The organism is Nonomuraea sp. NPDC049637, from assembly GCF_040675235.1.
Lineage (GTDB): Bacteria > Actinomycetota > Actinomycetes > Streptosporangiales > Streptosporangiaceae > Nonomuraea.
In genome coordinates this window covers 348,570-372,518 of sequence record NZ_JBFAOM010000003.1, presented here as the reverse complement: position 1 = coordinate 372,518, position 23,949 = coordinate 348,570, and the positions used below count along the sequence as shown (strand labels likewise).

Genomic DNA, 23,949 nt, shown 5'->3' with positions numbered 1-23,949 from the left:
TCAGGGAACTCGCCCACTCTGTCTCACCACTTGGACAACGGCAAGCACAGGACGATTACGGTGACCCGGCGTCCGGGCGTGCGCAGGGGGGACGCGGCTGGTCGGATCGGCTACGCGCCGGTCACCAGCCAGGCCGTGCCGGCCGCGCGCCGCCCGAGGGTGATCAATCGGGCGATCATCCACACCCCGAGCGCGCACCAGAGCGCGACCACGCCGAACCCGGCGGCCAGGAACGCCGCCGGGAGGTACGCCAGCGTCGTCCACACCCCGGCCCAGGCCAGGTAGCGCTGGTCGCCCGCGCCGATCAGCACGCCGTCGAGCACGAACACCACGCCGCAGATCGGCTGGAACAGCGCGACCGGCCACAACACGGCCAGGAGCTCGCCGGTCACCGCCGGGTCGGCGCCGAACAGGCCGGGCAGCAGCGGCCTGGCCGCCACGACCACCACGCCGAGCGCCAGGCCCGACCACAGGCCCCACTGCATCATCCGCCTGGTCGCGGCCCTGGTGGCCACCGTGTCCCCGGCGCCGAGCGAGCGTCCGGTGATGGCCTGGCCGGCGATCGCGATCGCGTCCAGGGCGAAGGCCATCAGGTTCCACACCTGGCCGGCGATGGCGTACGCGGCCAGTTCGGCCTGGCCCATCCTGGTGGCGACCACCGTGCCCACGATGAGCACGATCCGCAGGCACACCGTACGGATGAGCAGGGCGAAACCGGCCGTACCGGCCTGCCGGACGCCCGCCAGGTCGGGCATGAGCGGCGTGCCGAGCCGTCGCGCGCCCCTGACCACCACGACCAGGTAGACGGCCGCGCCCAGCGTCTGGGCCAGCGTGGTGCCCCAGGCGGAGCCGGCGATGCCCCACTGCAGCCCGAGCACGAACCAGGCGTTCAGCGCCGCGTTCAGCGCGAACGAGCCCACGGCCACCACCAGCGGCGTGACGGTGTCCTGGAGACCGCGCAGCACCCCGGTGCCGGCCAGCACGACCAGCATGCCGGGCGCGCCGAGCAGGCTGATCCGCAGGTACGTCACGGCCAGCGCGGCCTGGTCGGGACCGGCTCCGAAAAGGTCCACCATGGCCGGCGCGAGCGGCCAGCCCAGGGCGATGAGCACGACGCCGATGGACAGGGCGAGCCAGATGCCGTCCACGCCGTTGCGCATGGCCCGCGTGTGGTTGCTGGCGCCGCTCTGCCGCGCCACGGACGCCGTCGTGCCGTAGGCCAGGAAGACGCAGAGGTTCACCAGCGTCGCCAGGACGGCCCCCGCCACCCCCAGCGCGCCCACGGCCGTGGTGCCGAGGCCGTGGCCGACGATGGCGTAGTCGGCCAGCAGGAAGAGCGGCTCGGCGACCAGCGCGCCGAACGCCGGCAGCGCGAGCCGCAGAATCTCCCGGTCCCGGGGTGTAATGGGCATTTGTCTATTATGGCCATTACACGGCGTGTCGGGCCAACTTTCTTTCCTCCACAGTCGGTGGACACTGTTTGCCCAGGTCAGACGATGATCGGTGCATATCCGAAAGAGTTATCCCCAGGCTCGTCCACAGAGCTTTCACACCCTGAGCGCGATAGTGCACAGCTCACCCACAGCGTTGTCCACAGGCCGCGTTGCCCTCACGCGCCGAACGAGCGAAACTGTCACACCGGTCGGCTACAAGTGGGGGTGGTGCGACCGCCTGCAAGGTTGTTCGAGGGGGCGCGGTGAGCATTGACGAAGAGGGCGGCGGAGGCCCCGGTTTCGAGCGCACCCCGCCGCACAACATCGAGGCGGAGCAGTCGGTGCTCGGCGGCATGCTGCTGTCGAAGGACGCCATCGCCGACGTCGTCGAGATCCTGCGGTCCGACGACTTCTACCGGCCCGCCCACCAGATGGTCTACGACGTCATCACCGACCTCTACGGCCGCGGCGAGCCCGCCGACGCCGTCACCGTCTTCGACGAGCTGCAGAAACGCGGCGAGATGGCCCGGGTGGGCGGCGCCGCCTACCTCCACACGCTCACGGCGGTCGTCCCCACGGCCGCCAACGCCGGCTACTACGCCAAGATCGTGCGCGAGCAGGCGATCCTGCGCCGTCTCATCGAGGCCGGCACCCGCATCGTCTCCTTCGGCTACGGCGGCCAGAACGAGGAGGTCGACGACCTCGTCGACCGCGCCCAGGCGGAGATCTACAAGGTCACCGAGCGCCGCACGTCGGAAGACTACGCGCCGCTGGCCGACATCATGCCGGGCGCCCTCGACGAACTGGAGGCCATCGGCAGCCGCGGCGGCCAGATGGTCGGCGTCCCGACCGGCTTCCAGGACCTCGACCAGCTCACCAACGGCCTCCACCCGGGCCAGATGATCGTCGTGGCCGCCCGCCCGGCCATCGGCAAAAGCACCCTTGGTCTAGATTTCGCACGATCTGCGGCGATCAAGCATGGAATGACCACTGTCATCTTCTCGCTGGAGATGTCCCGCAACGAGATCACCATGCGTCTGCTGTCCGCCGAGGCCAGGGTCGCCCTGCACGCGATGCGCTCGGGCATGATGGGCGACGACGACTGGACCCGCCTCGCGCGCAGGATGAGCGAGGTGGCCGAGGCGCCGTTGTTCATCGACGACTCGCCCAACATGTCGATGATGGAGATCCGGGCCAAGTGCCGGCGGCTCAAACAGCGCAACGACCTGCGGTTCGTGGTCATCGACTACCTCCAGCTCATGAGCTCGCCGAAGAAGACCGAGAGCCGCCAGAACGAGGTCTCGGAGATCTCCCGTGCCATCAAGCTGCTGGCCAAGGAGCTGGAGGTGCCGGTCATCGCCATCTCCCAGCTCAACCGAGGCCCCGAGCAGCGCACGGACAAGCGCCCGGCGGTCAGCGACCTTCGCGAATCGGGCTGCCTGACCGCCGCCACCCGCATCATGCGCGCCGACACCGGCGCCGAGGTGTCGATCGGCGAACTGCTGGAGAGCGGCGCGCGGGACATCCCGGTGTGGTCGCTCGACGAACGGCTGCGGCTCGTGCCGCGCACGATGACCCACGCCTTCCCGAGCGGGGTCAAGGAGGTCTTCCGCCTGCGCCTGCGCTCGGGGCGTGAGATCGAGGCCACCGCGAACCACCCCTTCCTGACCTACGACGGCTGGCGGCCGCTGGGTGAGCTGACCACCGGGTCCCGGCTGGCGGTTCCACGTCACGTTCCGGCCCCGCAGGGCCTCCAGGAGTGGTCGGAGGCGGAGATCGTGCTGCTCGCGCACATGATCGGCGACGGCTCCTTCGTCAAGCGCCAGCCGATCCGCTACGCGAGCACGGACGAGGCCTGCCTGACGGCGGTCACGCGGGCGGCCGAGCACTTCGGGATCAGTGCCGTCCGCGACGAGTACGCTGCCGCACGGGTCACCACCTTGAGGTTGCCGGCTCCCCACCGGCTGACGCACGGCAGGCGCAACCCCGTCGCCGCCTGGCTGGACGGCTTGGGGCTCTTCGGGTTGCGGAGCCATGAGAAGTTCGTCCCTGATGGGGTCTTCTCCCTGCCCAAGAAGCGGATCGCGCTGTTCCTGCGGCACCTGTGGGCCACCGATGGCTGTGTGTGGTGGGACGCGAAGAGCGGTCAGTCGAGGATCTACTACGCCTCGACGAGCCGCAGGCTGGTGGACGACGTGGCTCGGCTGCTCCTCCGGTTCAACGTGATGACCCGCGTGAAGGAGGTGCGGAAGGACGGTCACAGGCCCGGATACCAGTTGGCCGTCTACGGTGCCGAGAACCAGCTGCGGTTCCTGGACGAGGTGGGCGTGCACGGCGAGCGGTCGGCGCAGGCGGACGCGTCCGCGGGCCGGCTGCGGGAGATCAAGGGCAACACCAACCTGGACACGGTTCCCCGCGAGATCTGGGACCGCGTGCGCGGCGTGCTGTCGGAGCGCGGAATGACTCACCGGGAGTTCTCCGCCCGGCTCGGTACCCAGTTCTGCGGCAGCACGTCGTGGAAGCACGCGCCGAGCCGGGAACGTCTGGGCAAGGTGGCTTCGATCCTCGACGACGCCGACATGGAGATGCTGGCGACGAACGACGTGTTCTGGGACGAGGTCGCATCCATCGAGAGCCTGGGCGATCAGCCGGTGTTCGACGCCACGGTCCTCGGCACCCACAACTTCGTCGCCAACGGCATCGCGGTGCACAACAGCATCGAGCAGGACGCCGACATGGTCATCCTGTTGCATCGTGAGGACGCCTACGAGCGGGAGTCCCCCCGGGCCGGTGAGGCCGACCTGATCGTGGCCAAGCACCGTAACGGCCCCACTGCCACGGTGACCGTGGCCTTCCAGGGGCACTACAGCCGTTTCGTGGACATGGCCCAGCACTGACCCCGAAGAACCGCGAAAGCCGGGTCAAGGTGTGACAAAGCAGACAGCGCGGAAGGGATGGCGATCGATCACCGGGGCGCTTTACCCGATGACTGAAGCAAAGGGGAGAACGCCATGACCATCCTGATCGCCTACGACGGCTCGGCCGACTCGCGCAGCGCCATCGAGTTCGCCGCCAAGCACCTGGCCGCCCAGCCGGCCGTCGTCGTCACCGTGTGGGAGCCGCTGCTCGTGCAGGTCAGGAAGCACCCGCTGGCGGCGGGGGCGATCTCCCCCGAGACCGAGACCGAGGGGCAGGCCCAGGCCGAGTACTACGCCAAGGAGGGCGCCGAGCTGGCCACCGCCGCCGGGCTGCCCGAGGTGAGCCACCGCGCGGTCGCCGACAACGAGTCGATCTGGAAGACGATCGTCGACGTGGCCGACGAGCTGGACGCCTCGCTCATCGTGACCGGTTCGCGTGGCCTGGCGGGGGTCAGGTCGGTGCTGCTCGGCAGCGTGTCCAACCATGTGCTGCACCACGCCCGCCGGCCGACGCTCATCGTTCCGCCGGCTGCGCAGCCGAAGGCGTGACGCAGCAGACCTTGGGCGGGGACAGCCGGGTGTCCATACGACGGGCGCCCGGTCCCTCCTCGCCGAGCCGGTCGCGGGGGTTGGCCACCGGGCACCGGTCGAGCGACAGGCAGCCGCAGCCGATGCAGTCGGTCAGGTCGTCGCGCAGCCGCTGAAGTTGTTCGATGCGGTCGTCGAGCTCGCCGCGCCAGGCGGCCGACAGCCTGGCCCAGTCCTCCCGGGTGGGGGTGCGCCCGTCGGGCAGCTCGGAGAGCGCGTCCTTGATGGTCGCGAGGGGGATGCCGAGGCGTTGCGAGAGCCGGATGAAGGCGACCCTGCGCAGCGTGTCGCGGTGGTAGCGGCGCTGGTTGCCCGCTGTGCGGCGGCTGGCGATGAGCCCCTTGGTCTCGTAGAAGTGCAGCGCGGAGACGGCCACGCCGCTGCGTTCGGCGAGCTGTCCGACCGTCAGTTCTCTGCTGTTCCAGGCGACCATACCTGAAGCTTACTTGAGGGTTCGTTCGAAGAACGTCTCCAGCACGACGACGGTCTGGGTGCCGGTCACGCCGTCCACCTCGAAGATCTGGCGCAGGACGTCCTGGAGCTCTTTGGTGCTGGACGTGCGCACCTTGAGCAGCAGCGACGCGGGCCCGGCGATGACGTGGGCCTCCTCGACGGCGGGGATGCGCGCCAGCAGGCCGGCGCTGTCGCCCATCCAGCTCGCGCCGTCGACCAGCACGTAGGCGGTCACCGTGCGGCCGAGGGCGGCCTGGTCCACCTCGATCGTGGTGCGCCTGATCACGCCGCGCTCGCGCAGCTTGCGCACGCGTTCGTGCGCGGCCCCGCTGGACAGCCCCACCGCCTTGCCGAGCGCGGCGTACGACTGCGTCGCGTCCTCCAGCAGCAGGCCGATCAGTGTCCTGTCGATGTCATCCACAACCGAATGCTATCTGGCGAAATGTAGTGATGGTCGAATGGCGTATGGTGGCCGCCATGGACACGATCCCCACCGAGTTCGAAGTTCTGGACGAGCGCTTCGCCACGATCGGCGGCGACGACCGGATCGAACGCCTCCACACGGGCACCCGTTGGGCCGAGGGCCCGGTCTACTTCCCGGCCGGCCGCTTCCTGGTCTGGAGCGACATCCCCAACGAGCGCATGCTGCGCTGGGACGAGATGACCGGCGCCGTCGGCCCGTTCCGGCAGCCGTCCGGCTACACCAACGGCAACACCCTCGACCGCGAGGGCCGGTTGATCTCGTGCGAGCAGGGCAACCGCCGCGTCACCCGCACCGAGCCCGACGGCTCGATCACCGTCATCGCCGACCGCTGGCAGGGCAAGCGCCTCAACAGCCCCAACGACGCGGTCGTGCGCTCCGACGGCTCCGTCTGGTTCACCGACCCCCCGTACGGCATCACCAGCAACTACGAGGGCGTCGTGGCCGAGCAGGAGATCGACGGCTGCCACGTCTACCGCGCCGACCCGGTGACCGGCGAGGTGCGCGTGGTGGCCGACGACTTCGTCCGCCCCAACGGCCTGGCCTTCTCCCTCGACGAGAAGCTGCTGTACGTCGCCGACACCAGGGCCAGGCACCTGCGCGTCTTCGAGGTGCGCGAGGACGGCACGCTGTCGGGCGGCCGGATCTTCGCCGAGGGCACCCAGGCCGACAACTTCGACGGCATGCGCCTCGACGACACCGGCCGCGTCTGGGCCGCGGCGGGCAAGGCGCTGCTCTGCTACGACCCCGACGGCACCCTGATCGGCCGGCTCAGGCTGCCGGAGTTCACCGCGAACCTGGTGTTCGGCGGGCTGAAGAGGAATCGGCTGTTCATCGCCTCCTCCTCTTCGCTCTACTCCCTGATGACCAACGTCACCGGCGCCCGCCCGGTCTGGGCCCGCCGCTGACGTCCCTACTCCCACCGGAACAGCCGCACGGCCAGGCCCCCGAACACCGCCAGCCCCGCGGCCATCACCACCAGGTGCAGGAGCTGGGGGCTCTGCCCCGCCCAGGTGTCCTTGAGCGCCTGGGCGAACGGCCCGGCCACGGAGAAGTCGCTGACCTTGCGCAGGGCGTCCGGCATCATCTCGCGCGGCAGCCACATGCCGCCGACGAACATGAGCGGGAACATCACCGCCGAGCCGATCCCCGAGGCCGCCTTCCCGTTGGGCGCCAGCGCCGCGATCACCAGGCCGATGGCCATCAGCGCGGCGGTGCCGAGCAGGAAGACCAGCACGAACCCGAGCCACTGCCTGGGCGCCGACGTCCCGAACGCCGCCATCCCGGCCACGATCAGCACGACCGTGGACACGGCCCCGACGGTCAGGTTGATCAGGAGCTGGACGGTCAGCAGCCGTCCGGGGTGCACCGGCGTGGTGGACATGCGCCTGAGCACGCCCTGCTCCCGGTAGCCGGCCAGCACGGTGGGCAGCACGCTGCAGGCCAGCGTCAGCAGCGCGAGCAGGGTCATCATGGCCGGCATGTGGGCGTCCACCGACCGCAGTCCGGAGGCGTCGGGTTTGGTCATGTCCGGCACGCTGAGCCCCAGCACCAGCAGCAGGCCGACCGGCAACCCGATGGTGAAGATCATGAACGGCCAGTCGCGCAGGTGCAGCTTGGCCTCTACGAGCAGGATCTTCGTCATGACAACTTCCTTCCGGTGAGCGCGAGGAACGCGTCGTCCAGGGTCGCCTGCTCGATGCGCAGGTCGGCGGGGATGATCTGGTGCTGTGCCAGGGCCAGCGTGACCACGTGGGCGAGGTTGCCGGTGCCGGACACCGAGACCTGCCCGCCGTGCCGGACGACCTCGCGCACCTCGGGCAGCGCCAGCAGCACGGCGTCGTCCAGCGGGCCGGAGGGGCGGAACCGTACGTGCTGCTCGGCCTCCACCTGGGCGATCAGCCCCGCGGGCGTGTCGGTGGCCACCACCTTGCCCGCGTCGATGAGCGCGAGCCGGTCGCAGAGCCGCTCGGCCTCCTCCATGAAGTGGGTGACCAGCACGATCGTCACGCCCGAGTCGCGTACCTGCTCGACCAGCTCCCAGGTGTCCCTGCGGGCCTGCGGGTCGAGGCCGGTGGTCAGCTCGTCGAGCACCGCCACCCGGGGCCGGCCCACCAGCGCCAGCGCGACCGACAGCCGCTGCCGCTGGCCGCCGGACAGGCTCTTGAAGGCGGCGTCCCGCTTGTGCGCCAGGCCGACGTGTTCGAGCAGTTCCCGCCAGTCGGCCGGGTCGGGGTAGAAGGAGGCGTACAGGTCCAGGGCCTCCCACACCTTGATCTTCTCCGGCAGCGCGGCGCTCTGCAGCTGCATGCCGAGCACCTGGCGCAGCTCGTCGCGGTCGCGCCGCGGGTCGAGGCCGGCCACGCGTACGGTGCCGCCGTCCGCCGGGCGCATGCCCGCCACGCACTCCACGGTCGTGGTCTTGCCGGCGCCGTTGGGGCCCAGGATGCCGAAGATCTCGCCCTCGGCGACCTCGAAAGACACGTCGTCCACCGCGAGGTGGTTCGGATACTGCTTGCGCAGGTTCCTCACTTCGATCACCTTCATGGCATCGACGCTAGGAGCTGCGGGTTTTCCGGGGAATCTCGGTAGATGCCGAGCAAGGGTGTATCTAGGTGCAATGTCCCCGGCGGGGATGTTGGCGCAGACTAGGGGCATGCTGCAACGGTTCGGGCAGGTCGCGGTCTTGTTCGCGCTGCTGCTGGTCGAGGTGGCGCTGATCCCCTTGGCCGGCGCCATGATCACGCTGTCGTTCGCGCTGGGGATGGTCTTCTTCTTCCCGTGGCAGGCCAGGCTGGTCAGGCGGACGGCCGAGCGCCACCGCCACCTGCTGCGCGCCTGGACCGGCGTCGAGATCGAGGCGCCCTACCTGCCCGAGCCGCCGCCGCCGGTCCCCATGGCCGACGGCCTCTACCGCGTCGACCGCACGCTGTACAAGTCGCCGCGCATGCCGGCCTGGAACGACCGGTTCAAGTGGCTGCTCACCGACCCGGCGACCTGGCGCGACACGCTCTGGCTGACGCTCGACCCGATCGTCAAGATCGGCCTGCTGCCGCTGTTCGTCCTGCTCCCGGCGCGCGGCCTGCGTCTGTACGCCCTCACCGTCCGCCTCCTGCTCGGCGCCACCTCCGCCAGCCGCCTGGCCGTCCAGATCACCCATCTCCGGCAGGTGCGCAACCTGGCCGCCGACTCCCAGGCCGCCGAGATGCGCAGGATCGAACGCGACCTGCACGACGGCACCCAGGCCCGGCTGGTGGCCATCGGCATGACGCTGGGCGCGGTCGAGCAGCTCATCGACGACAACCCGGCCGCCGCCAAGGCCCTGCTGGCCAAGACCAGGGACGCCTCCGCCGAGACCCTGACCGAGCTGCGTACCGTCATCCGCGGCATCCACCCGCCGGTGCTGGCCGAACGCGGCCTCGCCGACGCCGTGCGCGCCCTGGCCATGGACAGCCCGCTGCGCGTCAAGGTGGACGTCGAGCTGCCCCACCGCCTGGAACCCCCGGTGGAGGCGGCGGCCTACTTCGCGATCAGCGAACTGCTCGCCAACGCCGCCCGGCACAGCGGCGCCGAGTCGGTGGCCATCGACATCAGCGTCAACGGCGCGGCCCTGCGCGTCACCGTCAGCGACGACGGCATGGGCGGCGCCGACCCGGCCAAGGGCAGCGGGCTGACCGGCATCGAACGCCGCCTGGCCGCCTTCGACGGCGTGCTGGCCCTGCACAGCCCGCCGGGCGGCCCCACCACCGTCACCCTGGACGTCCCGCACGTCCTTCCCGACCAGGCCGAGCAGGCGAAACTGCCGCCCAGGAAGGCCGCCACGATCGCCGTCCTGTACGCCACGGCCTGGTGCCCGCTGTTCCCCCAGGGCCTCGTCACGGCCATCTTCAAGGCGTTCCACATCGACGAGCGCAGCTGGTTCCTCGCCCTGTACCTGCCCGAGCCCCTGCAGTGGCCGGTGATCGTGGCCAACATCGCCCTCGGCACGCTCATGTACATTGCGGCCATGCGCATCCGGCTCGTCCACAACAGAAGCCTCGTACTCGGCCGCGTCGGCGGTCTGGGGCCCTGCTGATGCAGCGGGTGCTCGTCGCCGAAGACCTCTACCTGCTCAGGGACGGCCTGGTCCACCTGCTGCAGGCGCACGGGTTCACGGTCGTCGCCGCCGTCGAGAGCGGGCCGGAGCTGCTGAAGGGCCTGCTGGAGCTGCGTCCAGACGTCTCGGTCGTCGACGTACGGCTGCCGCCCACGTTCACCGACGAGGGCCTTCAGGCCGCGCTGGCCGCCCGCGCGCAGATCCCGGGGCTGCCCGTCCTGGTGCTGTCGCAGCACGTCGAGCAGCTCTACGCCCGCGAGCTGCTGGCCGACGGCTCGGGCGGCATCGGCTACCTGCTGAAGGACCGGGTGTTCAACGCCGAGCAGTTCGTCGACGCCGTGCGCAGGGTGGCCGAAGGCGGCACCGCGATGGACCCCGAGGTGATCGCCAAGCTGCTGGCCAGCAACGCCAGGAACGAGCCGCTGGCCGCGCTCACGCCCCGCGAGCGCGAGGTGCTGGAGGCCATGGCGGAGGGCCGCTCCAACGCCGCGATCTCCCAGCGGCTCTTCCTCAGCGAGAGCGCCGTCGCCAAGCACACGGCCGGCATCTTCGCCAAGCTCGGCCTGGCCCCCTCCGACGACGACAACCGCCGCGTCCTCGCCGTGCTCGCCTACCTGAACAGCCGCGCCTGATCCCACCAGGCTCATGGTGCACAGGGCGCTCAGCCGTGCCCGGACACAGCCGGAGTTGTCGGTGGGAGCGGCTATTTTCATAGAGGCACGGCGCGACGAAAGGGTGGATCCTCGTGAAGATCCGGGTTAACCGCGATGTACTGGCAGATGCGGTGGCATGGGCCGCCAGAGTCCTGCCCAGCCGCCCGGTGGTGCCCGTACTCTCCGGGTTGTTGCTGGAGGCGGGCGACGAGCTGAGCCTGTCCGCCTTCGACTACGACGTCTCCGCGCGCGCCCTGGTCGACGCCGACGTGGTCGAGTCCGGGAGCGTGCTCATCCCCGGCCGCCTGCTCGCCGAGATCAGCCGCAGCCTGCCCGCCGAAGACGTCGAGATCGTCACCGAAGGCGCCGAGGCCGTGCTGACCTGCGGAAGCGCTGAGTTCGGGCTGATCACGATGCCGGTCGAAGACTTCCCGGCCCTGCCCACGATGCCCCCGAGCATCGGCGCGATCGGCGGCGGCGTGTTCGCCTCCGCGGTGAGCCAGGTCGCGCCCGCCGCCAGCCGCGACGACACGCTGCCGATGCTCACCGGCATCCGGGTCGACATCGAGGGCGAGTCCGTGGCGATGGCCTCCACCGACCGCTACCGCATCGCCGCCCGCGACTTCGCCTGGCGTCCGGCCGCTCCCGACGTCGCCGTCTCGGCCATGGTGCCGGCGAAGGTGCTGGTGGAGGTGGCCAAGTCGCTGCGCGGCGGCGAGGTGTCGGTCGCGATGGGCGACGGCGTGGCCGGGTTCGAGAGCGTCGGCCGCAGCACCACCGTGCGCCTGCTCGACGAGCAGTTCATCGACTACCGGGCCAGGCTGACCTCCGACTGGTCGATCAGGGCCGACGTCGCGGTGACCCCGTTCGTCAACGCGATCAAGCGGGTGGCCCTGGTGGCCGAGCGCAACACCGCGATCCGGCTGTCGTTCTCGCAGGGCCAGGTGCTGATCCAGGCGGGCGGCGGCGACATCGGGCGCGGCACCGAGGTGGTCCCGTGCGAGCTGCGCGGCGACGACATCCAGATCGCCTTCCAGTCGCAGTTCCTGCTCGACGGCCTGACCGGCATCGAGAGCGAGCTGGCCAGGCTCAACATGGAGTCGCCGACCAGGCCCGCCCTCATCCAGGACGTGCCGGGCGACGCCCAGCCCGCCTTCCGCTACCTGGTCATGTCGCTGCGCCTGACCTGAGGTCGCCTGACCCGAGCCGTCACTCCGCCGCGTCCGTCTGCCGCTCGGCGACCAGCTTGAAGACCCTCTTGAACTCCGCGTACGCCTGCTCGCCCACGGCCCGTGCGTGCGCGGCCTCCATCTCGGCGATGATCGCGTCCGACTTCGCCATGTGGTCCAGCGCCTTGTCCGTCGGCACGATCAGCTTGGCCCGCCGGTCGGCGGGGTCGGGCTGCCGCTCCACGTAGCCGAGCGCGACCAGCTCGTCCACCAGCGTGCCGATCACCTGCTTGTGCTGCCCCGACTGCGCGGCCAGGTCGGTCGCCCTGCTGCCCTCCTCGTCCAGGTAGGCCAGCACGGCGCCGTGCCGCGGCCGCAGCCCCGGATGCCCCTGCTCGGCCAGCTTGGCGAACAGGTCGCGCTGCAGGGCGAAGAGCGTGCGCCCCGCCAGGACGCCGAGGTCTGGTTCGTCCTGCTTGCGATGACTCCTGCGCACGGGTGGCCCTCCCAATTAGTCACTGATTTTGACTGTCACTGATTCTTACTATATTGTCGTGCCATGACCACGACAGTGGAACTCACCAGATTCAGAGTGTCCCCGGAACGCGCCGGCCAGTTGCTGGCGGCCCGTCCGGGCATGCTCGCCGACTTCGCGGCCGACCGCGCCGGCTTCCTCGGCGCCCGGCTGGTCCGCCTGTCGGACGACGAATGGCTGGACATCGTCGACTGGCGCTCGGGCGACGACTTCGCCGCCTCCCGTGCCAAGGGCGCAAACCTGCCCGGCATCCAGAAGTTCTTCGACCTGATCGACGAGTTGATCTCCGCAGAAGAGGGGACATTGCGATGACCATCCTGATCACCGGTGCCACCGGCACCGTCTCCGGGGCCGTGCTGAAGTCGCTGGGCGACCTGAGCGACGTGCGCGTCCTGGTGCGCGACGCGGCCAGGGCCCCCGAGGGCGTCGAGGTGGCCGTCGGCGACCTCGACCAGCCCGCCACGCTCGACGCCGCCTTCGAAGGGGTCGACACCCTGTGGCTGCTGACCGCCATGGGCCCCCAGGCGCCCCATGCGAGCATGAACGCCCTCTGGGCGGCCCGGAAGGCCGGGGTGCGGCACGTCGTGCGCCTGTCGGCCATCGGAGCCGCCCACGACGCCCCCACGCGCAACGGCCGCCTGCACGCCCTGTCCGACGTCGAGCTGGCCGCCTCGGGCCTCGACTGGACCGTCATCCGCCCGGCCTTCTTCATGCAGAACCTGCTCGGCTCGGTCGCCGGCGACACCCTCTACGGCGGCACGGGCGACGGCCGGATCGGGCTGGTCGACGTCCGCGACATCGGCGACTTCGCCGCCGCGGTGCTGCGCGACCCGGCGCCGCACAAGGGCCGCATCTACACGCTCACGGGCCCGGCCAGCATCTCGCTGGGGGAGGCGGCCGGCGCCCTGACCGACGTCTACGGCACGCCGATCGCCTACCAGCCGGTCGCCCCCGACGACGCCTACCGCTCGATGCTCGACGCCGGCATGCGCGAATGGGACGCGGCCGTCACCAGGGAATACCTCACGGCGTACGCCGCGAACTGGGGCGACCTCACGACGACGGCCTTCACCGACGTGACCGGGCGCCCTGGCCGCAGCTTCGCCGAGTTCGCCAAGGACCATGCGGCCGAGCTGCGCCCCGCCGCATGAGGGCCGGTCAGGAGTCGGTGAGGGCGATGAGGATGTGCTCCATGCACGCGTGCCCGGCCCGCTCGGCCGCGGTGGCGTCGCCGGCGGCGATGGCGCGGGCGATGGCGTCGTGCGGGATGTAGCTCTTGTTGAACGACGTGCCCGCGGCCGTGATGCTGGCCCGCAGAGCCGCCGAGAAGTCCTCGTAGAGGTCGATGAGCACGAGGTTGTGGGTGGCGTGCGCGACCGCCATGTGGAAGGCGAGGTCGGCCTCGACGAAGAAGTCGGGGTCGTCCAGCTCCCAGGCGCGGTCGCGTTCGGCCAGCGCGGCCTCGATGCGGCGGATGTCCTCGTCGGTGCGGCGGGTCGCGGCCAGCCGGGCGGACTCCACCTCCAGCGCGCGCCGCACCTCAAGGATCTCCAGCTGCTCGGCCTGGCGCAGCCGGCGCAGCATCGCCCCCGACAGCTCACTGGTCGCCCGGACGTAAGTGCCGTCCCCCTGACGGCACTCCAGCAGCCCGGCGTGCGTCAACGCGCGCACGGCCTCGCGAACGGTGTTGCGTCCCACTCCGAGTTGCTCGGCGAGCACGGTCTCGGTGGGGATCTTGCCGTTCATCTGCCACGACCCTGAGGTGATCTGCTCCTTGAGCTGATCGATCACCTGGTCGACGAGCGAAGCCCGCTGCGCCGTACGCAGACTCACAGTCCGCCTCCTCCGGGGAAACCAATCATCCTATGAGTCAATGACTGGTCGACCCTAATTATTCCAGACTCAAAAGTCCAAATCTGGAGCTCCCGGAGGTTCAGTGCGCGACCGTGGCCTCGACCGTCACCCCTGCCAACGCGGAGCGAACTCCGGCAGCTTCAAGGGCTTTACGATATGCGGCGGTCTGCTGTGCCCTCGCCCCGACCCTGCCGTAGAGGTCACCCAGCTCGCGCCAGCAGCGGGCGGCCGGCCTGTCGGACCCGAACACCGGACGGTCGAGCGAGTCGAGCAGCTCGTGCGCGGTACGGAGCTGCGTCATGGCACTGCCGTCGAGGTCGAGCGCGACGGTGGCGAGCACGAGGTTCGCCTCGGCCGGCGTGGTGCCCGAGCCGTCGTGGGCCAGCCCCAGCGCCGTGGTGGCCAGCTCGGCGGCGCCCGCCTGGTCGCCAGCCCGAAGCCGCACCCGAGCATGCGCGACCAGGCTCTCGCCGTGCTCGCGGACGCTGCCGGGGGAGGACGCGAAGGCCCGCGACGCGGCGGCGGCCAGCCGCTCGGCCTCGTCGAGCGGCGCGGTGACCAGCCTCGACCAGTGCATCGCCGCCCGCGCCAGCTGCAGCGCGAGCCGGGACTGACGACCGGCCATGATGGCGTCGTCGGCCAGGCGCACGGCCAGCGCGGAGTCCTCACCGGCGGCGGCGGCGGAGCTCGCCTGCCACAGGGCGTGGATCTCCTCGGAACGGTCCATAACTTCAGGAACGCCGCTGTTGTCCAGCACCCGCTTGACGTACTCGAGCTCGGGGGAGTCGCCCTGACGCTCGCTGCGCGCCTCGACCAGAGCGGTGGCCAGGTCGACCGCGATCTCGCCCTGCGAGATGGACAGCCGCTCGGCCTGCTCCAGCGCGGACGCGGCCAGGTCGCGGGCCCGCAGCCGGTCGCCGGCCCGCTGGTAGCAGCGGCTCAGCGCGATCGTGAGCGGCAGGTCGGCCAACCGCTCGGGATGCGCGGCGGCCTCCCTGCGCAGCCGTTCGAACGCCTCTACGGCCTGGCCGAGACGCCCCTGCGCCTCCAGCGCACGGGCCCGGCCGAAGCGGGCGTGCGCGGTGAGCATGGCGTTCTCCTCGTCGGCCGCCTTCACGATCTCCGTGAAGCGGTCGGCCGCCACCGCGGGGTCGCCGTGCTGCAACTCCAGCTCGGCATGGCGAAGACCCAGCTCGGTGTCGATGCGCTGCCGCGGCTCGATGCCGTGCAGGAGGAACTCGGTGGTGCACCCCAGCCGCTCGGCGAGGAGGCGGGCCACGACAGGAGTCGGCGTGCGCTTGCCCGACTCGATGAGCGAGACATAACTGTCAGACAGGTCGGGTCCGGCCAACTGGGCCTGGGACATCCGCCTGTTCAGCCGCAGTCCACGGACGCGGTCACCGATGGTTCCCTGACTCGGCATCTCATCTCTCAAGGCGGGGAAGGGTCAACAACACGCAATGATTGCATGAAGTAGCCGAATCTGGTATCCCCGCGTGAAGAATTTGCCACGCGGAGTTTAATCGTCGCTGTCGTCCTTGCTGGGGAAAAGCATCTGGCAGACCTCCAGGTAGAGGGTCTCCGGATACGGAATGTACTCGACCGTTGACAGAGCCTGGTCCTGACCAGCGGACTCAAGGATGAACTCGCCGTAACCGAGCATGCGCCCCAGGAGAGACCGCTGGAAGCTCATGTCGGTGACCTTGCCGAGCGGCATCATCGCGACCTTGCGCGTGATCAGCCCGGTGGTGAGCAACATCCGCTTGGACGTCACCACAAAGTAATCGACCGACCACTCGGCGACTTTCCACACGAAGCGCACGAGCAGCAGCAGCCACAGCCACCACACCACGACGAGCGCCGTGCCGCCGGACTCCCCGCCACCGAAGAACTTGCTGAGGAGCCCGGCGATGACCAGGCCGCCGAAGACCTCGGCGACCGGGCGCAGCAGCACGGCGGGATGACGCCGCACCATGATGACCTGTTGTTCGTTGGGGAGGAGGTAGCGGTTGACCGACGACGGAGCAGAGTCCCCGTGGGTCACCAGTCTCATGCGAGGTTGTTCACAAATTGGGCCAGAGAGTCGGCCGCGTTGAACACCGTGTCGAACGCCCCCTTCACCGCGTCTGCGGCATCAGCTGGTCGTGCGAACAGGTAGTACGCCACAAATGCGATACCACCGTATGTGAGGACTTTTTTGACCTGCACTGTCGCCTCCGTGCCACTAACCCACTCCACCCGCCGTATACATTACCCACCCGGTAGCCGGGGTAAAGGTAACTTGGCGGGTTAGTTTCGATCTTGGATTGGCTCTTGCTCAGCCACGTTCGCTGGCGACCAGCGCCAGGACGTGAAGGTGCTTCCGGGCGATGCGCTCCACAAGGCTCGGATGCGCATAGCCGGTGACCTCCAGCGCGCCGTAGTGCGCTGCTTCCACACAGCGCGTTACGGTGGTGGAGGAATGCACGCCGGCGAACTCGTCGCGCAGCGCGGCCTCGACCTCCGCGTACGGGGTCGGGTCGGCCTCGGTGTGCTCGCTCATGCGCCCTCCTGTGCTGGTCGCATGAGACGGGGCGCTGCTGTTGCCGGTCGGTCGCTCGTTCACGAGGACTCCTCGGCACCGGGCATGTCGCTCATCGTGCTTCCCCCACGCGCATGCGGAAGTTCCCTTCCTGTCTCTTCGTACCCACCCAACCACAGTATGTAACGAAGTGACGACCCAGCGTAAGGAGAAGGGGAGCCGATGGAAGGGTCAGACCACGCCGTAGAGGCGGTCGCCGGCGTCGCCGAGGCCGGGGACGATGTAGCCGTTCTCGTTGAGCCGCTCGTCGAGGGCGGCGGTGACCACGCGGATGGGCCTGCCGGAGCCGGCGAACACCTTGTCCATGTACGCCAGGCCCTCGGGGGCGGCCAGCAGGCAGATCGCCGTGACGTCGACCGCGCCCCGGTCGAACAGGAACTGCACGGCCGCGGCCAGCGTGCCGCCGGTGGCGAGCATCGGGTCGACGACGAAGCACTGACGCCCGGACAGGTCGTCGGGCAGCCGGGTGGCGTACGTCTCGGCCTGGAGGGTGGACTCGTTGCGGATCATGCCGAGGAAGCCGACCTCGGCGGTGGGCAGCAGCCGGGTCATGCCGTCGAGCATGCCGAGCCCGGCGCGCAGGATGGGCACGACCAGCGGCTGGGGCTTGGCCAGCCGCACGCCGTGGGCGGGGGAGACCGGGGTCTGGACGGTCACGTCGGTGACCCGGACGTCGCGCGTCGCCTCGTACGCCAGCAGCGTCACCAACTCGTCCGCGAGCCTGCGGAAGGTCGGGGAGTCGGTGCGGACATCGCGCAGCGTGGTGAGCTTGTGAGCCACGAGCGGATGGTCGACGACGAGGGTTTCCATAGCGCCCAACGGTATCCGGTGGACGGAGTGGTGGCATCCCGGGCCTTTGGTTTTGATCACAATTTGGTCGGAGAAGCACACGCCGCGTGGCCTGTTCTGGAACGATTGGGGTCTGGTGCGAACCTGTCGTGTCAGAGGCTCGGGTGGGGATGGCGATGACAGACGAAGATGCGCTCGACTTCGCCATAGTGATTTACCGCGAGGACGAGCGGTGGCACGCTGAGCTGCTGCCCGTCACGCTCACGTCCGACCTCGACGGCCTGATCCAGGCCCTCAGGCAGCAGCCGAGCGAGAGCGGCACCATCGGCCTGATCGCCGTCGGCGACGAGTTCTTCGTGGCGCTGCGCGTGCTCGGCGAGCGGGTCGACGTCTTCCTGTCCGACATCGCCGCCTCCTGGGACTTCCCGCTCGCCCGCCAGGTGCTGCACTACCTCGACGTGCCGGTCCCCGACGAGGAGGAGCTCGACGAGATCCTCCAGGACGAGGAGACCGTGCTGCCGGCGGGAGATCTGTCGATCTTCGCCGATCTCGGATTGGACGAGATGGAGCTGGGCATCCTCTCCGGCGACATCGATCTCCTCCCCGAAGATGTGCTGTCCAGCATCGCCGCGCGGCTCGGCTTCTCCGAGCCGTTCGAGCGTGCCATCGAATCGGTCTTCGGCTGAACCCCCCTGGAGTGCGGGCATGGCGTCCAACACCTTCTCTGCGGCTTTTGTCAGGACTTCCGACGGCTGGACCGGCGCCGAGGTCGATCTGCGCGACGCGGAGATCGTCGACGACTTCGGTGACGCCGTCATCGAGACGCTGGGCCTGACGGGCGACGAGCTGGCCCTGCTCTGCGTCGAGGTCGAGGACGAATGGTTCGCCATCGCCCGCTACCGCGGCGAGGACGAGCCCCGGGTGTTCCTGTCGGACGTGCACGCGATCGCCTCCAACAGCATGGGCGAGCTGTTCGCCGAGTTCGCCGGCGTGGCCCCCGACAAGGAGGGCAACGGGCTCGGCGTGCGGCCCGCCGGTGACTTCGAGCTGCTCGGCGACCTCGGCGTGAGCTCGGAGGAGCTGCTGGAGCTGAGCATGGAGGAGGGCCTGCTGCCCGCCGACGTCCTCTCGGTGATCGCCGAACGGCTGTCGTTCGCCGACGAGCTCGACCGGCTGCGTTGACCCACGAGGAAGCGATGCGGCTGGCCCTGGCCGAGGCCGTCGCGGCCGGCGGCAGGGGCGAGATCCCCGTCGGCGCCGTCGTGCTCGGCCCGCTGGGCGAGGTGCTGGCCGCGGCGGGCAACGACCGCGAGTCCGCCGCCGATCCCACCGCGCACGCCGAGGTGCTCGCGCTCAGGCGGGCCGCCGCGCTGCGCGGGCAGTGGCGGCTGAGCGGCTGCACGCTGGTCGTCACGCTGGAGCCGTGCACGATGTGCGCGGGCGCGTCCGTGCTCGCCCGGGTCGACCGGATCGTGTACGGCGCCGTCGACGCGAAGGCCGGCGCCGTGGGCTCGCTCTGGGACGTCGTGCGCGACCGCAGGCTCAACCATCGGCCCGAGGTCGTCATGGGCGTATTGGCCGAAGAGTGCTCTGCCGTCCTCAAGGAGTTCTTCGCTACTCGGAGAATCCGGTAAGCTCGTCCGCGGTGGTGTCGCCTAGTGGCCGAGGGCGCACGCCTCGAAAGCGTGTGATGGGGCAACTCATCCGTGGGTTCAAATCCCACCACCACCGCCAACGGGCCTCCGACGACCTCGGAGGCCCTTTTCTTTTGCCCTCAGGGCTGCTGGGTGGGCCCGTCGGTCGACGGATTCAGGTTGAGCTGGATGTCCGGCGGGCTGTCCTCGACGACCTGCGTCTGGACCGTCTCGCCGCCGCGGGTCTCCGGACGGCCGTCGTCGGTCAGGACGAAGAACAGCGCGCCGCAGGCGCTCAGGAGCAGCAGCGGCAGCCCGATGGCCAGCAGCACGATCAGGTTGCGATTGTCGAGCGGCCCGGGCTCCTCGACGTACTCGTGCGCCGGCGGCTGCGAGTAGTAGGACGGCGGGCCGTATCCGGGTGGCGGCCACGACCCGTGTGGCGGTGGATACGACACGGCATTCTCCGAATGATGTTGAAAGACGCGGACGTGACACACGGCACGTCGATCAGGTTGACACATGAAAAAGGGAGCCGCGAATGGCGGCTCCCTTTTCCGGCGCGTTTCAGTTGGGCAGATCCAGGACCCTGGCGTGCAGGATCGACCGTTGGTGCAGGGCCGCGCGCAGGGCCCGGTGGAGGCCGTCCTCCAGGTAGAGCTCGCCCTGCCACTGCACGACGTGCGGGAACAGGTCGCCGTAGAAAGTGGAGTCAGCGGCGAGCAGCGAGTGCAGGTCCAGCATGGCCTTCGTGGTGATCAACGAGTCGAGCCGGACCTGCCTGGGAGGGATCTGCGCCCACTCTCGGTTCGTCAGACCGTGTTCGGGATAAGGGCGTCCGTCGCCGACGAGCTTGAAGATCACCCACCTCATTTTAGGAGAGAATTCGACCTGCTGCGTTGTCCGGAGCTATCGGCCCAGCTCAGACTGTTCACAGTCGCCCGGCCGGCCGTTTTGGTAGCCGCGCTGGAAGGCGTTGACGCGTTGCTCGGACGAGCCGTGCGTAAACGATTCGGGATCGATTCTGCCGCTCGTGCGTTGCTGGATTCTGTCGTCGCCCACGGCGGCCGCGGCGTCCAGGGCCTCGGCGATTTCCGTCTGGGTGAAGGCCTTTTCGTAGAAGCCGGTGCGGACGGCGTTGTGCGCCCAGACGCCGGCGTAGCAGTCGGCCTGGAGCTCGACGGGGACCGAGCTGCCGGTGTCCGACTGGAGGGCCCCGCGCAGGTCCTGGACGTGATGGCCGTATTCGTGGGCGATCACGTACGCCTGGGCGAAGGGGCCGCCCTTGGCGCCGAACTGGCTGTGGAGCTGGTCGAAGAAGCTCAGGTCGAGGTAGACGCGCTGGTCGCTCGGGCAGTAGAACGGCCCGACGGCGGAGCTGGCCGCGCCGCAGCCGGTACGGAGGCTGCCGGAGTACAGGATCGTCTTCGACGTCCGGTAGTCGGGGATCTCCTGCTTCCAGTAGTCCTGGATGCTGTTGACCACGCCCACGACGCGGCACTTCTCCGACTGGTCGGCGTCCTTGCCCGTCTTGCACTCCTCGGCGAGTTTGGCCGGGGGTTGCTGCTGCGCCGGCTCGGCGTCGCCGCCACCGCCGCCGCCCAGGTTGTTGAGCACGAACACCAGCACTAAGGCGATCAGGCCGACGATGCCGCCGCCCCCGAGGACCATGCCGCCGGGGAAGCCGCCGCCCGAGAACCCGCCACCGCGACCGCCGACGTCCTCGACCTGCGACGAGTCGAGGTTGACGTCGTCCTTGAAATCCATATCTGACGTCCCTTCTGGGTGCTGCCCGCTAGAGAGCTTCCCCAGGAAGGCCCCTAGATGCCATCCGAGAAGGTGTCACATCTGTCCGGGAGGCCGCTGTCGTACCCGACGCTGAACCACTTCTCGCGTTGCTGGGAGGTGCCGTGGGTGAACGCGTCGGGCGTGACGCGGCCCTGCGAGCGGCGCTGGATGCTGTCGTCGCCGACCGCCGCGGCGGCGTCGAGGGCCTGGTTGATGTCGGACTGCGAGAACGGCTCGCGGTAGAAGCCCGTCTTGACCGCGTTGTGCGCCCAGACGCCGGCGTAGCAGTCGGCCTGCAGTTCCAGGCGCACGGACGCGCTGCCGGCGCCCGGCCTGCTGTTGTTGCCCACCTTGTCCATGGTGCCGAGCAGGTTCTGGACGTGGTGGCCGTACTCGTGGGCGACCACGTACGCCTGGGCGAACGGGCCGCCCTCGGCCCCGAAGTCGCGCTGGAGCGTGTCGAAGAAGGCCAGGTCCAGGTAGACCTTGCGGTCGGGCGGGCAGTAGAACGGGCCCACGGCCGAGTCGGCGGGGCCGCAGCCGGTGTTCACGGCCCGGGAGAACAGCACGGTCTTGGCCGGTGTGTACTGCTTGTCGCGTTCCTTGAACTCCTGCCGCCAGTAGGACTGGATGCTGTTCACCGTGCCGACGATCCGGCAGTCCTCCGACTGGTCGGCGTCGGCGCCCGTACGGCAGCGGTTGGCCAGGTTGCCGCTGGGGGAGAGCTGGCCGGGGGCGCTCGGGTAGCGTCCGCCGCCCTGCTCGCCGCCCTCGTCGCCGCTGAACGGCGTGGGGGCGAGCTTGAACAGGAACAGCCCGGCCACCGCCAGGACCAGCAGCAGGCAGCCGCCGCCACGGCCGCCGATGGGCAACATGCAGCCGCCGCCCGGCATCCCGCCCCAGCCGCCGCCCCGGCCGGGCTGGGGGCCGGAGGCCCGGACGTCCTCGACCTGTGAGGGGTCGAGTGGCGCGTCGTCGTCGAACTGCATGCCCTCTGTCATCCCCCGTAGTCAGGCGATTACGCAAGGCAATATGCGGGACAGTGATTTTCTGCGATTTGTCAGTCAATCTGCCGCTATGACGGGTGGCTTGGTGGGGATCGCGCTGGCGTCCCTGGGGCGGCGCCTCGGTCTTCAGTCGCGTGAGCTGGCGGTCTATCGTCCGCGCCGGCTGTACGCCATGGGGCTGTCCTGGCCGGGCTCTACTGGCTCACCTGGGCCCTGAAGCGCTCGTGGGCCGCCTGCTTGGAGATGCCCATGGCCTCCCCGATCTCCGCCCAGGAGGCGCCGTTGTCCCGCGCCCCGGCGACGGCCTGGTCGAGCAGCGTCCGCTGCCAGCTCTCCACCTGGGACAGCAGGGTGAGCGCCGCCAGCGGCCGGTCGGCCGCGAGCTTGACGACCTGCTCGCACAGCAGGTTCGACTTCGTCACCAGCCAGCTGGGCGGGGCGGCGGCGAGCAGCGGCGGCGTGTGCCTGCTCCACCACCGGTACTCCGCCTCCTTGGCCCCCTCCGGCGTCGCCGGATACCGCCGCCGATCGGTCCATCCGCACGAACAGGCGGCCTGGTACCCGACGAACGTCCTGGTGAAGGCGCTGGACGAGGAGGCCAGCTCCCCGTCGGGCAGAACGGGCGCGACGAACCCCTCGTGCCCGGGAAGATCGGCAATGCTCAAAGTCATGACCGTCAAGATATCCTGACGATTCCAGCTCTCGCCACCTCTTCCGCGGCGCCGGAGGGCCCGTCAGGCTCCGTCGTCGGGGTTCAGCGTCTCGGCCACCTGGCGATGCACCCGGGTGAGGACGACGACCAGCACCACGAGGATGCCGTCCAGGATCAGCACGGACAGCAGCGGCTGCACGCCTGACGCGACCGGCTCAGCGCCCGGGTCGCCTGGCGACCAGCACCTCGGTGGTCAGCCGCTGCTCCCACCGGCCCGCGGGGTTGCCGGCGAGGAGCGCCCGTCGCAGTGCCTCGACGAAGGCGGGCAGACGATCGCCGAGCCTGGCGGGGCAGCTGTAGGAATAGGAGAGCTGGAGCCCGATCAGGCCGTCCACGTCCCACGTCAGCCGTCGGCTGAACACCCGGGACTCCAGGCTGCCGAAGGGTGAGGCGGCGAGCACGCCGCTGTGGTGCTCGCCGGTGGCGTGGAACGAACTGGCGGCGGTGTGGATCTCGAGGCCGAACTCCTCGCACACCCGTCTCTCGATCGGCTGCCACGGTTGCGCGTCGGGCTGCCACGGTTCACCCTGCTGCCTCGCGGGGCCGACCAGCGCCACCACGCCGCCGGGCGGCAGCAGCCCGTCCAGCTCCACCAGCACGGACCGGCGGTCCATCCAGTGGAACGACCGCCCCATCACCACATGATCGAACGGCGGCAAGGCCCTCAGACCGGTCGAGTCACCACGCAGCCAGACGATGTTCCCGACACCCCCGGCCAGCCGCCTGCCCTCCGCCAGCATCTCCCGCGCCGGATCGACGGCGAGCACGGCCTTCGTCCGCCGCGCCAGGGGGATCGCGATCGTCCCGGGGCCGCAGCCGAGATCCAGCACGCGGCTGTCCGCGCCGAACGTCTTGGCCAGGTGTTCCGTCGTCGCCTGCCCGTGGCCGGGACGGTATCTGGCGTAGTACGGCGCAGCACTGCCGAACAGGTCCTCCATGAACCGGACCCTAGAAGACCGGCCGGCCGAGGCGTCCGAAGAACGACAGAAGGGCCATCCCGTTGACCTGGGATGACCCTGCTTTCCAAGTCTGTGGACTTTCGTTCACCGCCGGTCATGGGTTTCCAGCTGCGGCGTCAGCTCTGTTACCGATTTCGGTGCACGTCCCTGTACCAGGGGTGAATTGAGACCGGGAATGAGACTGCGGAACAGAATCCGGCTGTGCATCCAAGCGTCATGACTTGCTCTTTCTGCCATGCAGATGCAGTCACTAGTCTGATCCCGGCCGTTGATCGACATGGATACGAGGTGCGTCCGGT

28 protein-coding genes and 1 tRNA gene are annotated in these 23,949 nt (G+C 69.7%); 12 read left to right on the top strand and 17 right to left on the bottom strand.

Annotated features, from left to right (window positions below):
- Nucleotides 1–110 precede the first annotated feature (110 nt).
- Nucleotides 111–1,412: an MATE family efflux transporter gene (locus tag AB0J71_RS06475; RefSeq protein WP_364413098.1), complete on the bottom strand. Its 1,302-nt coding sequence runs from the start codon at nt 1,410–1,412 to the stop codon at nt 111–113.
- A gap of 284 nt (nt 1,413–1,696) precedes the next feature.
- On the opposite strand from AB0J71_RS06475, the gene AB0J71_RS06470 reads away from it, so the two are divergent.
- Together AB0J71_RS06470 and AB0J71_RS06465 are read left to right on the top strand one after the other, a co-directional pair.
- Nucleotides 1,697–4,330, top strand: a complete 2,634-nt coding sequence (locus AB0J71_RS06470) for a replicative DNA helicase (RefSeq protein WP_364413096.1) — start codon at nt 1,697–1,699, stop codon at nt 4,328–4,330.
- Nucleotides 4,331–4,444: 114 nt separating this feature from the next.
- Nucleotides 4,445–4,900 (top strand): universal stress protein, encoded by a 456-nt coding sequence (locus AB0J71_RS06465; protein WP_352318473.1) that lies wholly within the window; start codon nt 4,445–4,447, stop codon nt 4,898–4,900.
- Here AB0J71_RS06465 and soxR read toward each other — a convergent pair.
- Nucleotides 4,866–5,372, bottom strand: coding sequence for a redox-sensitive transcriptional activator SoxR (gene soxR / locus AB0J71_RS06460; protein ID WP_352318471.1), 507 nt, complete (start codon nt 5,370–5,372; stop codon nt 4,866–4,868). The two genes, AB0J71_RS06465 and soxR, sit on opposite strands and share 35 nt — an antisense overlap.
- Nucleotides 5,373–5,381: 9 nt before the next feature.
- Nucleotides 5,382–5,813 (bottom strand): Lrp/AsnC family transcriptional regulator, encoded by a 432-nt coding sequence (locus AB0J71_RS06455; protein ID WP_352318469.1) that lies wholly within the window; start codon nt 5,811–5,813, stop codon nt 5,382–5,384.
- Nucleotides 5,814–5,869: 56 nt separating this feature from the next.
- Between AB0J71_RS06455 and AB0J71_RS06450 the strand changes: the two genes are divergently transcribed.
- Nucleotides 5,870–6,781, top strand: a complete 912-nt coding sequence (locus tag AB0J71_RS06450) for an SMP-30/gluconolactonase/LRE family protein (RefSeq protein WP_352318467.1) — start codon at nt 5,870–5,872, stop codon at nt 6,779–6,781.
- A gap of 5 nt (nt 6,782–6,786) precedes the next feature.
- On the opposite strand, the gene AB0J71_RS06445 is transcribed toward AB0J71_RS06450, so the two are convergent.
- Together AB0J71_RS06445 and AB0J71_RS06440 are read right to left on the bottom strand one after the other, a co-directional pair.
- On the bottom strand, nt 6,787–7,518 hold the full coding sequence (locus AB0J71_RS06445; protein ID WP_352318465.1) for an ABC transporter permease: 732 nt from the start codon (nt 7,516–7,518) through the stop codon (nt 6,787–6,789).
- Entirely contained in the window at nt 7,515–8,420 is a 906-nt protein-coding gene (locus AB0J71_RS06440) for an ABC transporter ATP-binding protein (RefSeq protein ID WP_364413094.1), read from the bottom strand. Before AB0J71_RS06440 ends, AB0J71_RS06445 begins: the two co-directional genes overlap by 4 nt.
- Before the next feature lie 109 nt (nt 8,421–8,529).
- Here AB0J71_RS06440 and AB0J71_RS06435 point away from each other — a divergent pair, with 109 nt between their 5' ends.
- The 3 genes from AB0J71_RS06435 (at nt 8,530) to dnaN (ending at nt 11,812) form a co-directional block, all read left to right on the top strand.
- Nucleotides 8,530–9,948 (top strand): histidine kinase, encoded by a 1,419-nt coding sequence (locus AB0J71_RS06435; RefSeq protein WP_364413092.1) that lies wholly within the window; start codon nt 8,530–8,532, stop codon nt 9,946–9,948.
- Nucleotides 9,948–10,601 (top strand): response regulator transcription factor, encoded by a 654-nt coding sequence (locus tag AB0J71_RS06430; protein ID WP_352318460.1) that lies wholly within the window; start codon nt 9,948–9,950, stop codon nt 10,599–10,601. The genes AB0J71_RS06435 and AB0J71_RS06430 overlap by 1 nt, the downstream gene beginning before the upstream one ends.
- Nucleotides 10,602–10,714: 113 nt before the next feature.
- Nucleotides 10,715–11,812 carry a DNA polymerase III subunit beta gene (gene dnaN / locus AB0J71_RS06425; protein ID WP_364413090.1) on the top strand — a complete coding sequence of 366 codons (1,098 nt, stop codon included), beginning with the start codon at nt 10,715–10,717 and terminating at the stop codon, nt 11,810–11,812.
- A 19-nt stretch (nt 11,813–11,831) separates the two neighbouring features.
- Here the strand turns inward: dnaN and AB0J71_RS06420 are convergent, their stop codons facing one another.
- A complete protein-coding gene (locus tag AB0J71_RS06420; RefSeq protein WP_352318456.1) occupies nt 11,832–12,287 on the bottom strand; it encodes a helix-turn-helix domain-containing protein in 456 nt (151 codons plus the stop codon).
- Nucleotides 12,288–12,350: 63 nt separating this feature from the next.
- Here AB0J71_RS06420 and AB0J71_RS06415 point away from each other — a divergent pair, with 63 nt between their 5' ends.
- Both AB0J71_RS06415 and AB0J71_RS06410 read left to right on the top strand, forming a co-directional pair.
- Complete coding sequence (locus tag AB0J71_RS06415) at nt 12,351–12,638, top strand: antibiotic biosynthesis monooxygenase (protein WP_352318454.1); 288 nt, start codon at nt 12,351–12,353, stop codon at nt 12,636–12,638.
- The gene (locus AB0J71_RS06410) at nt 12,635–13,477 is read left to right on the top strand and encodes an SDR family oxidoreductase (RefSeq protein WP_364413088.1); all 843 of its coding nucleotides are present in this window, start codon (nt 12,635–12,637) and stop codon (nt 13,475–13,477) included. Before AB0J71_RS06415 ends, AB0J71_RS06410 begins: the two co-directional genes overlap by 4 nt.
- Before the next feature lie 7 nt (nt 13,478–13,484).
- Here AB0J71_RS06410 and AB0J71_RS06405 read toward each other — a convergent pair whose 3' ends face one another.
- The 5 genes from AB0J71_RS06405 to upp all read right to left on the bottom strand — a co-directional run bounded on the left by AB0J71_RS06405 (nt 13,485) and on the right by upp (nt 17,571).
- A complete protein-coding gene (locus AB0J71_RS06405) occupies nt 13,485–14,159 on the bottom strand; it encodes a FadR/GntR family transcriptional regulator (RefSeq protein WP_352318450.1) in 675 nt (224 codons plus the stop codon).
- A 100-nt stretch (nt 14,160–14,259) separates the two neighbouring features.
- Nucleotides 14,260–15,603, bottom strand: a complete 1,344-nt coding sequence (locus AB0J71_RS06400) for a helix-turn-helix transcriptional regulator (RefSeq protein ID WP_352318448.1) — start codon at nt 15,601–15,603, stop codon at nt 14,260–14,262.
- Between the two features lie 96 nt (nt 15,604–15,699).
- On the bottom strand, nt 15,700–16,233 hold the full coding sequence (locus AB0J71_RS06395; RefSeq protein ID WP_352318446.1) for a PH domain-containing protein: 534 nt from the start codon (nt 16,231–16,233) through the stop codon (nt 15,700–15,702).
- A gap of 264 nt (nt 16,234–16,497) precedes the next feature.
- Nucleotides 16,498–16,722, bottom strand: a complete 225-nt coding sequence (locus AB0J71_RS06390; RefSeq protein ID WP_352318442.1) for a hypothetical protein — start codon at nt 16,720–16,722, stop codon at nt 16,498–16,500.
- 210 nt (nt 16,723–16,932) lie between these two features.
- Nucleotides 16,933–17,571 (bottom strand): uracil phosphoribosyltransferase, encoded by a 639-nt coding sequence (gene upp, locus AB0J71_RS06385; protein WP_352318440.1) that lies wholly within the window; start codon nt 17,569–17,571, stop codon nt 16,933–16,935.
- Nucleotides 17,572–17,726: 155 nt separating this feature from the next.
- Between upp and AB0J71_RS06380 the strand changes: the two genes are divergently transcribed.
- The 4 genes from AB0J71_RS06380 to AB0J71_RS06365 all read left to right on the top strand — a co-directional run bounded on the left by AB0J71_RS06380 (nt 17,727) and on the right by AB0J71_RS06365 (nt 19,284).
- Nucleotides 17,727–18,236 carry a tRNA adenosine deaminase-associated protein gene (locus AB0J71_RS06380; RefSeq protein ID WP_352318439.1) on the top strand — a complete coding sequence of 170 codons (510 nt, stop codon included), beginning with the start codon at nt 17,727–17,729 and terminating at the stop codon, nt 18,234–18,236.
- Between the two features lie 19 nt (nt 18,237–18,255).
- Entirely contained in the window at nt 18,256–18,732 is a 477-nt protein-coding gene (locus tag AB0J71_RS06375; RefSeq protein WP_352318437.1) for a tRNA adenosine deaminase-associated protein, read from the top strand.
- Nucleotides 18,729–19,184: a tRNA adenosine(34) deaminase TadA gene (gene tadA / locus AB0J71_RS06370; protein WP_352318435.1), complete on the top strand. Its 456-nt coding sequence runs from the start codon at nt 18,729–18,731 to the stop codon at nt 19,182–19,184. The genes AB0J71_RS06375 and tadA overlap by 4 nt, the downstream gene beginning before the upstream one ends.
- 10 nt (nt 19,185–19,194) lie before the next feature.
- Nucleotides 19,195–19,284: transfer RNA gene (locus AB0J71_RS06365), tRNA-Ser, on the top strand.
- A 40-nt stretch (nt 19,285–19,324) separates the two neighbouring features.
- Here AB0J71_RS06365 and AB0J71_RS06360 read toward each other — a convergent pair.
- From AB0J71_RS06360 to AB0J71_RS06335, 6 genes are all read right to left on the bottom strand, one after another.
- On the bottom strand, nt 19,325–19,642 hold the full coding sequence (locus tag AB0J71_RS06360) for a hypothetical protein (protein ID WP_364413086.1): 318 nt from the start codon (nt 19,640–19,642) through the stop codon (nt 19,325–19,327).
- A gap of 109 nt (nt 19,643–19,751) precedes the next feature.
- The gene (locus AB0J71_RS06355; RefSeq protein ID WP_352318431.1) at nt 19,752–20,048 is read right to left on the bottom strand and encodes a type II toxin-antitoxin system VapB family antitoxin; all 297 of its coding nucleotides are present in this window, start codon (nt 20,046–20,048) and stop codon (nt 19,752–19,754) included.
- 45 nt (nt 20,049–20,093) lie between these two features.
- Entirely contained in the window at nt 20,094–20,951 is an 858-nt protein-coding gene (locus AB0J71_RS06350) for a neutral zinc metallopeptidase (protein ID WP_352318429.1), read from the bottom strand.
- 53 nt (nt 20,952–21,004) lie between these two features.
- Nucleotides 21,005–21,973: a neutral zinc metallopeptidase gene (locus tag AB0J71_RS06345; RefSeq protein ID WP_364413084.1), complete on the bottom strand. Its 969-nt coding sequence runs from the start codon at nt 21,971–21,973 to the stop codon at nt 21,005–21,007.
- 200 nt (nt 21,974–22,173) lie between these two features.
- Nucleotides 22,174–22,650: a hypothetical protein gene (locus AB0J71_RS06340; protein ID WP_364413082.1), complete on the bottom strand. Its 477-nt coding sequence runs from the start codon at nt 22,648–22,650 to the stop codon at nt 22,174–22,176.
- 196 nt (nt 22,651–22,846) lie between these two features.
- The gene (locus AB0J71_RS06335; protein ID WP_364413080.1) at nt 22,847–23,629 is read right to left on the bottom strand and encodes a class I SAM-dependent methyltransferase; all 783 of its coding nucleotides are present in this window, start codon (nt 23,627–23,629) and stop codon (nt 22,847–22,849) included.
- Between the last annotated feature and the right edge of the window lie 320 nt (nt 23,630–23,949).

Coding starts and splice junctions, on each gene's coding strand:
- AB0J71_RS06410 (WP_364413088.1), top strand. CDS start 12,635: ATGACCATCCTGATCACCGGTGCCACCGGCACCGTCTCCGGGGCCGTG.
- AB0J71_RS06345 (WP_364413084.1), bottom strand. CDS start 21,973: ATGACAGAGGGCATGCAGTTCGACGACGACGCGCCACTCGACCCCTCA.
- AB0J71_RS06340 (WP_364413082.1), bottom strand. CDS start 22,650: ATGACTTTGAGCATTGCCGATCTTCCCGGGCACGAGGGGTTCGTCGCG.
- AB0J71_RS06400 (WP_352318448.1), bottom strand. CDS start 15,603: ATGCCGAGTCAGGGAACCATCGGTGACCGCGTCCGTGGACTGCGGCTG.
- AB0J71_RS06395 (WP_352318446.1), bottom strand. CDS start 16,233: ATGAGACTGGTGACCCACGGGGACTCTGCTCCGTCGTCGGTCAACCGC.
- AB0J71_RS06415 (WP_352318454.1), top strand. CDS start 12,351: ATGACCACGACAGTGGAACTCACCAGATTCAGAGTGTCCCCGGAACGC.
- AB0J71_RS06430 (WP_352318460.1), top strand. CDS start 9,948: ATGCAGCGGGTGCTCGTCGCCGAAGACCTCTACCTGCTCAGGGACGGC.
- AB0J71_RS06380 (WP_352318439.1), top strand. CDS start 17,727: ATGACAGACGAAGATGCGCTCGACTTCGCCATAGTGATTTACCGCGAG.
- upp (WP_352318440.1), bottom strand. CDS start 17,571: ATGGAAACCCTCGTCGTCGACCATCCGCTCGTGGCTCACAAGCTCACC.
- AB0J71_RS06450 (WP_352318467.1), top strand. CDS start 5,870: ATGGACACGATCCCCACCGAGTTCGAAGTTCTGGACGAGCGCTTCGCC.
- AB0J71_RS06440 (WP_364413094.1), bottom strand. CDS start 8,420: ATGAAGGTGATCGAAGTGAGGAACCTGCGCAAGCAGTATCCGAACCAC.
- AB0J71_RS06435 (WP_364413092.1), top strand. CDS start 8,530: ATGCTGCAACGGTTCGGGCAGGTCGCGGTCTTGTTCGCGCTGCTGCTG.
- soxR (WP_352318471.1), bottom strand. CDS start 5,372: ATGGTCGCCTGGAACAGCAGAGAACTGACGGTCGGACAGCTCGCCGAA.
- AB0J71_RS06465 (WP_352318473.1), top strand. CDS start 4,445: ATGACCATCCTGATCGCCTACGACGGCTCGGCCGACTCGCGCAGCGCC.
- AB0J71_RS06475 (WP_364413098.1), bottom strand. CDS start 1,412: ATGCCCATTACACCCCGGGACCGGGAGATTCTGCGGCTCGCGCTGCCG.
- AB0J71_RS06390 (WP_352318442.1), bottom strand. CDS start 16,722: ATGAGCGAGCACACCGAGGCCGACCCGACCCCGTACGCGGAGGTCGAG.
- AB0J71_RS06375 (WP_352318437.1), top strand. CDS start 18,256: ATGGCGTCCAACACCTTCTCTGCGGCTTTTGTCAGGACTTCCGACGGC.
- AB0J71_RS06350 (WP_352318429.1), bottom strand. CDS start 20,951: ATGGATTTCAAGGACGACGTCAACCTCGACTCGTCGCAGGTCGAGGAC.
- AB0J71_RS06335 (WP_364413080.1), bottom strand. CDS start 23,629: ATGGAGGACCTGTTCGGCAGTGCTGCGCCGTACTACGCCAGATACCGT.
- AB0J71_RS06445 (WP_352318465.1), bottom strand. CDS start 7,518: ATGACGAAGATCCTGCTCGTAGAGGCCAAGCTGCACCTGCGCGACTGG.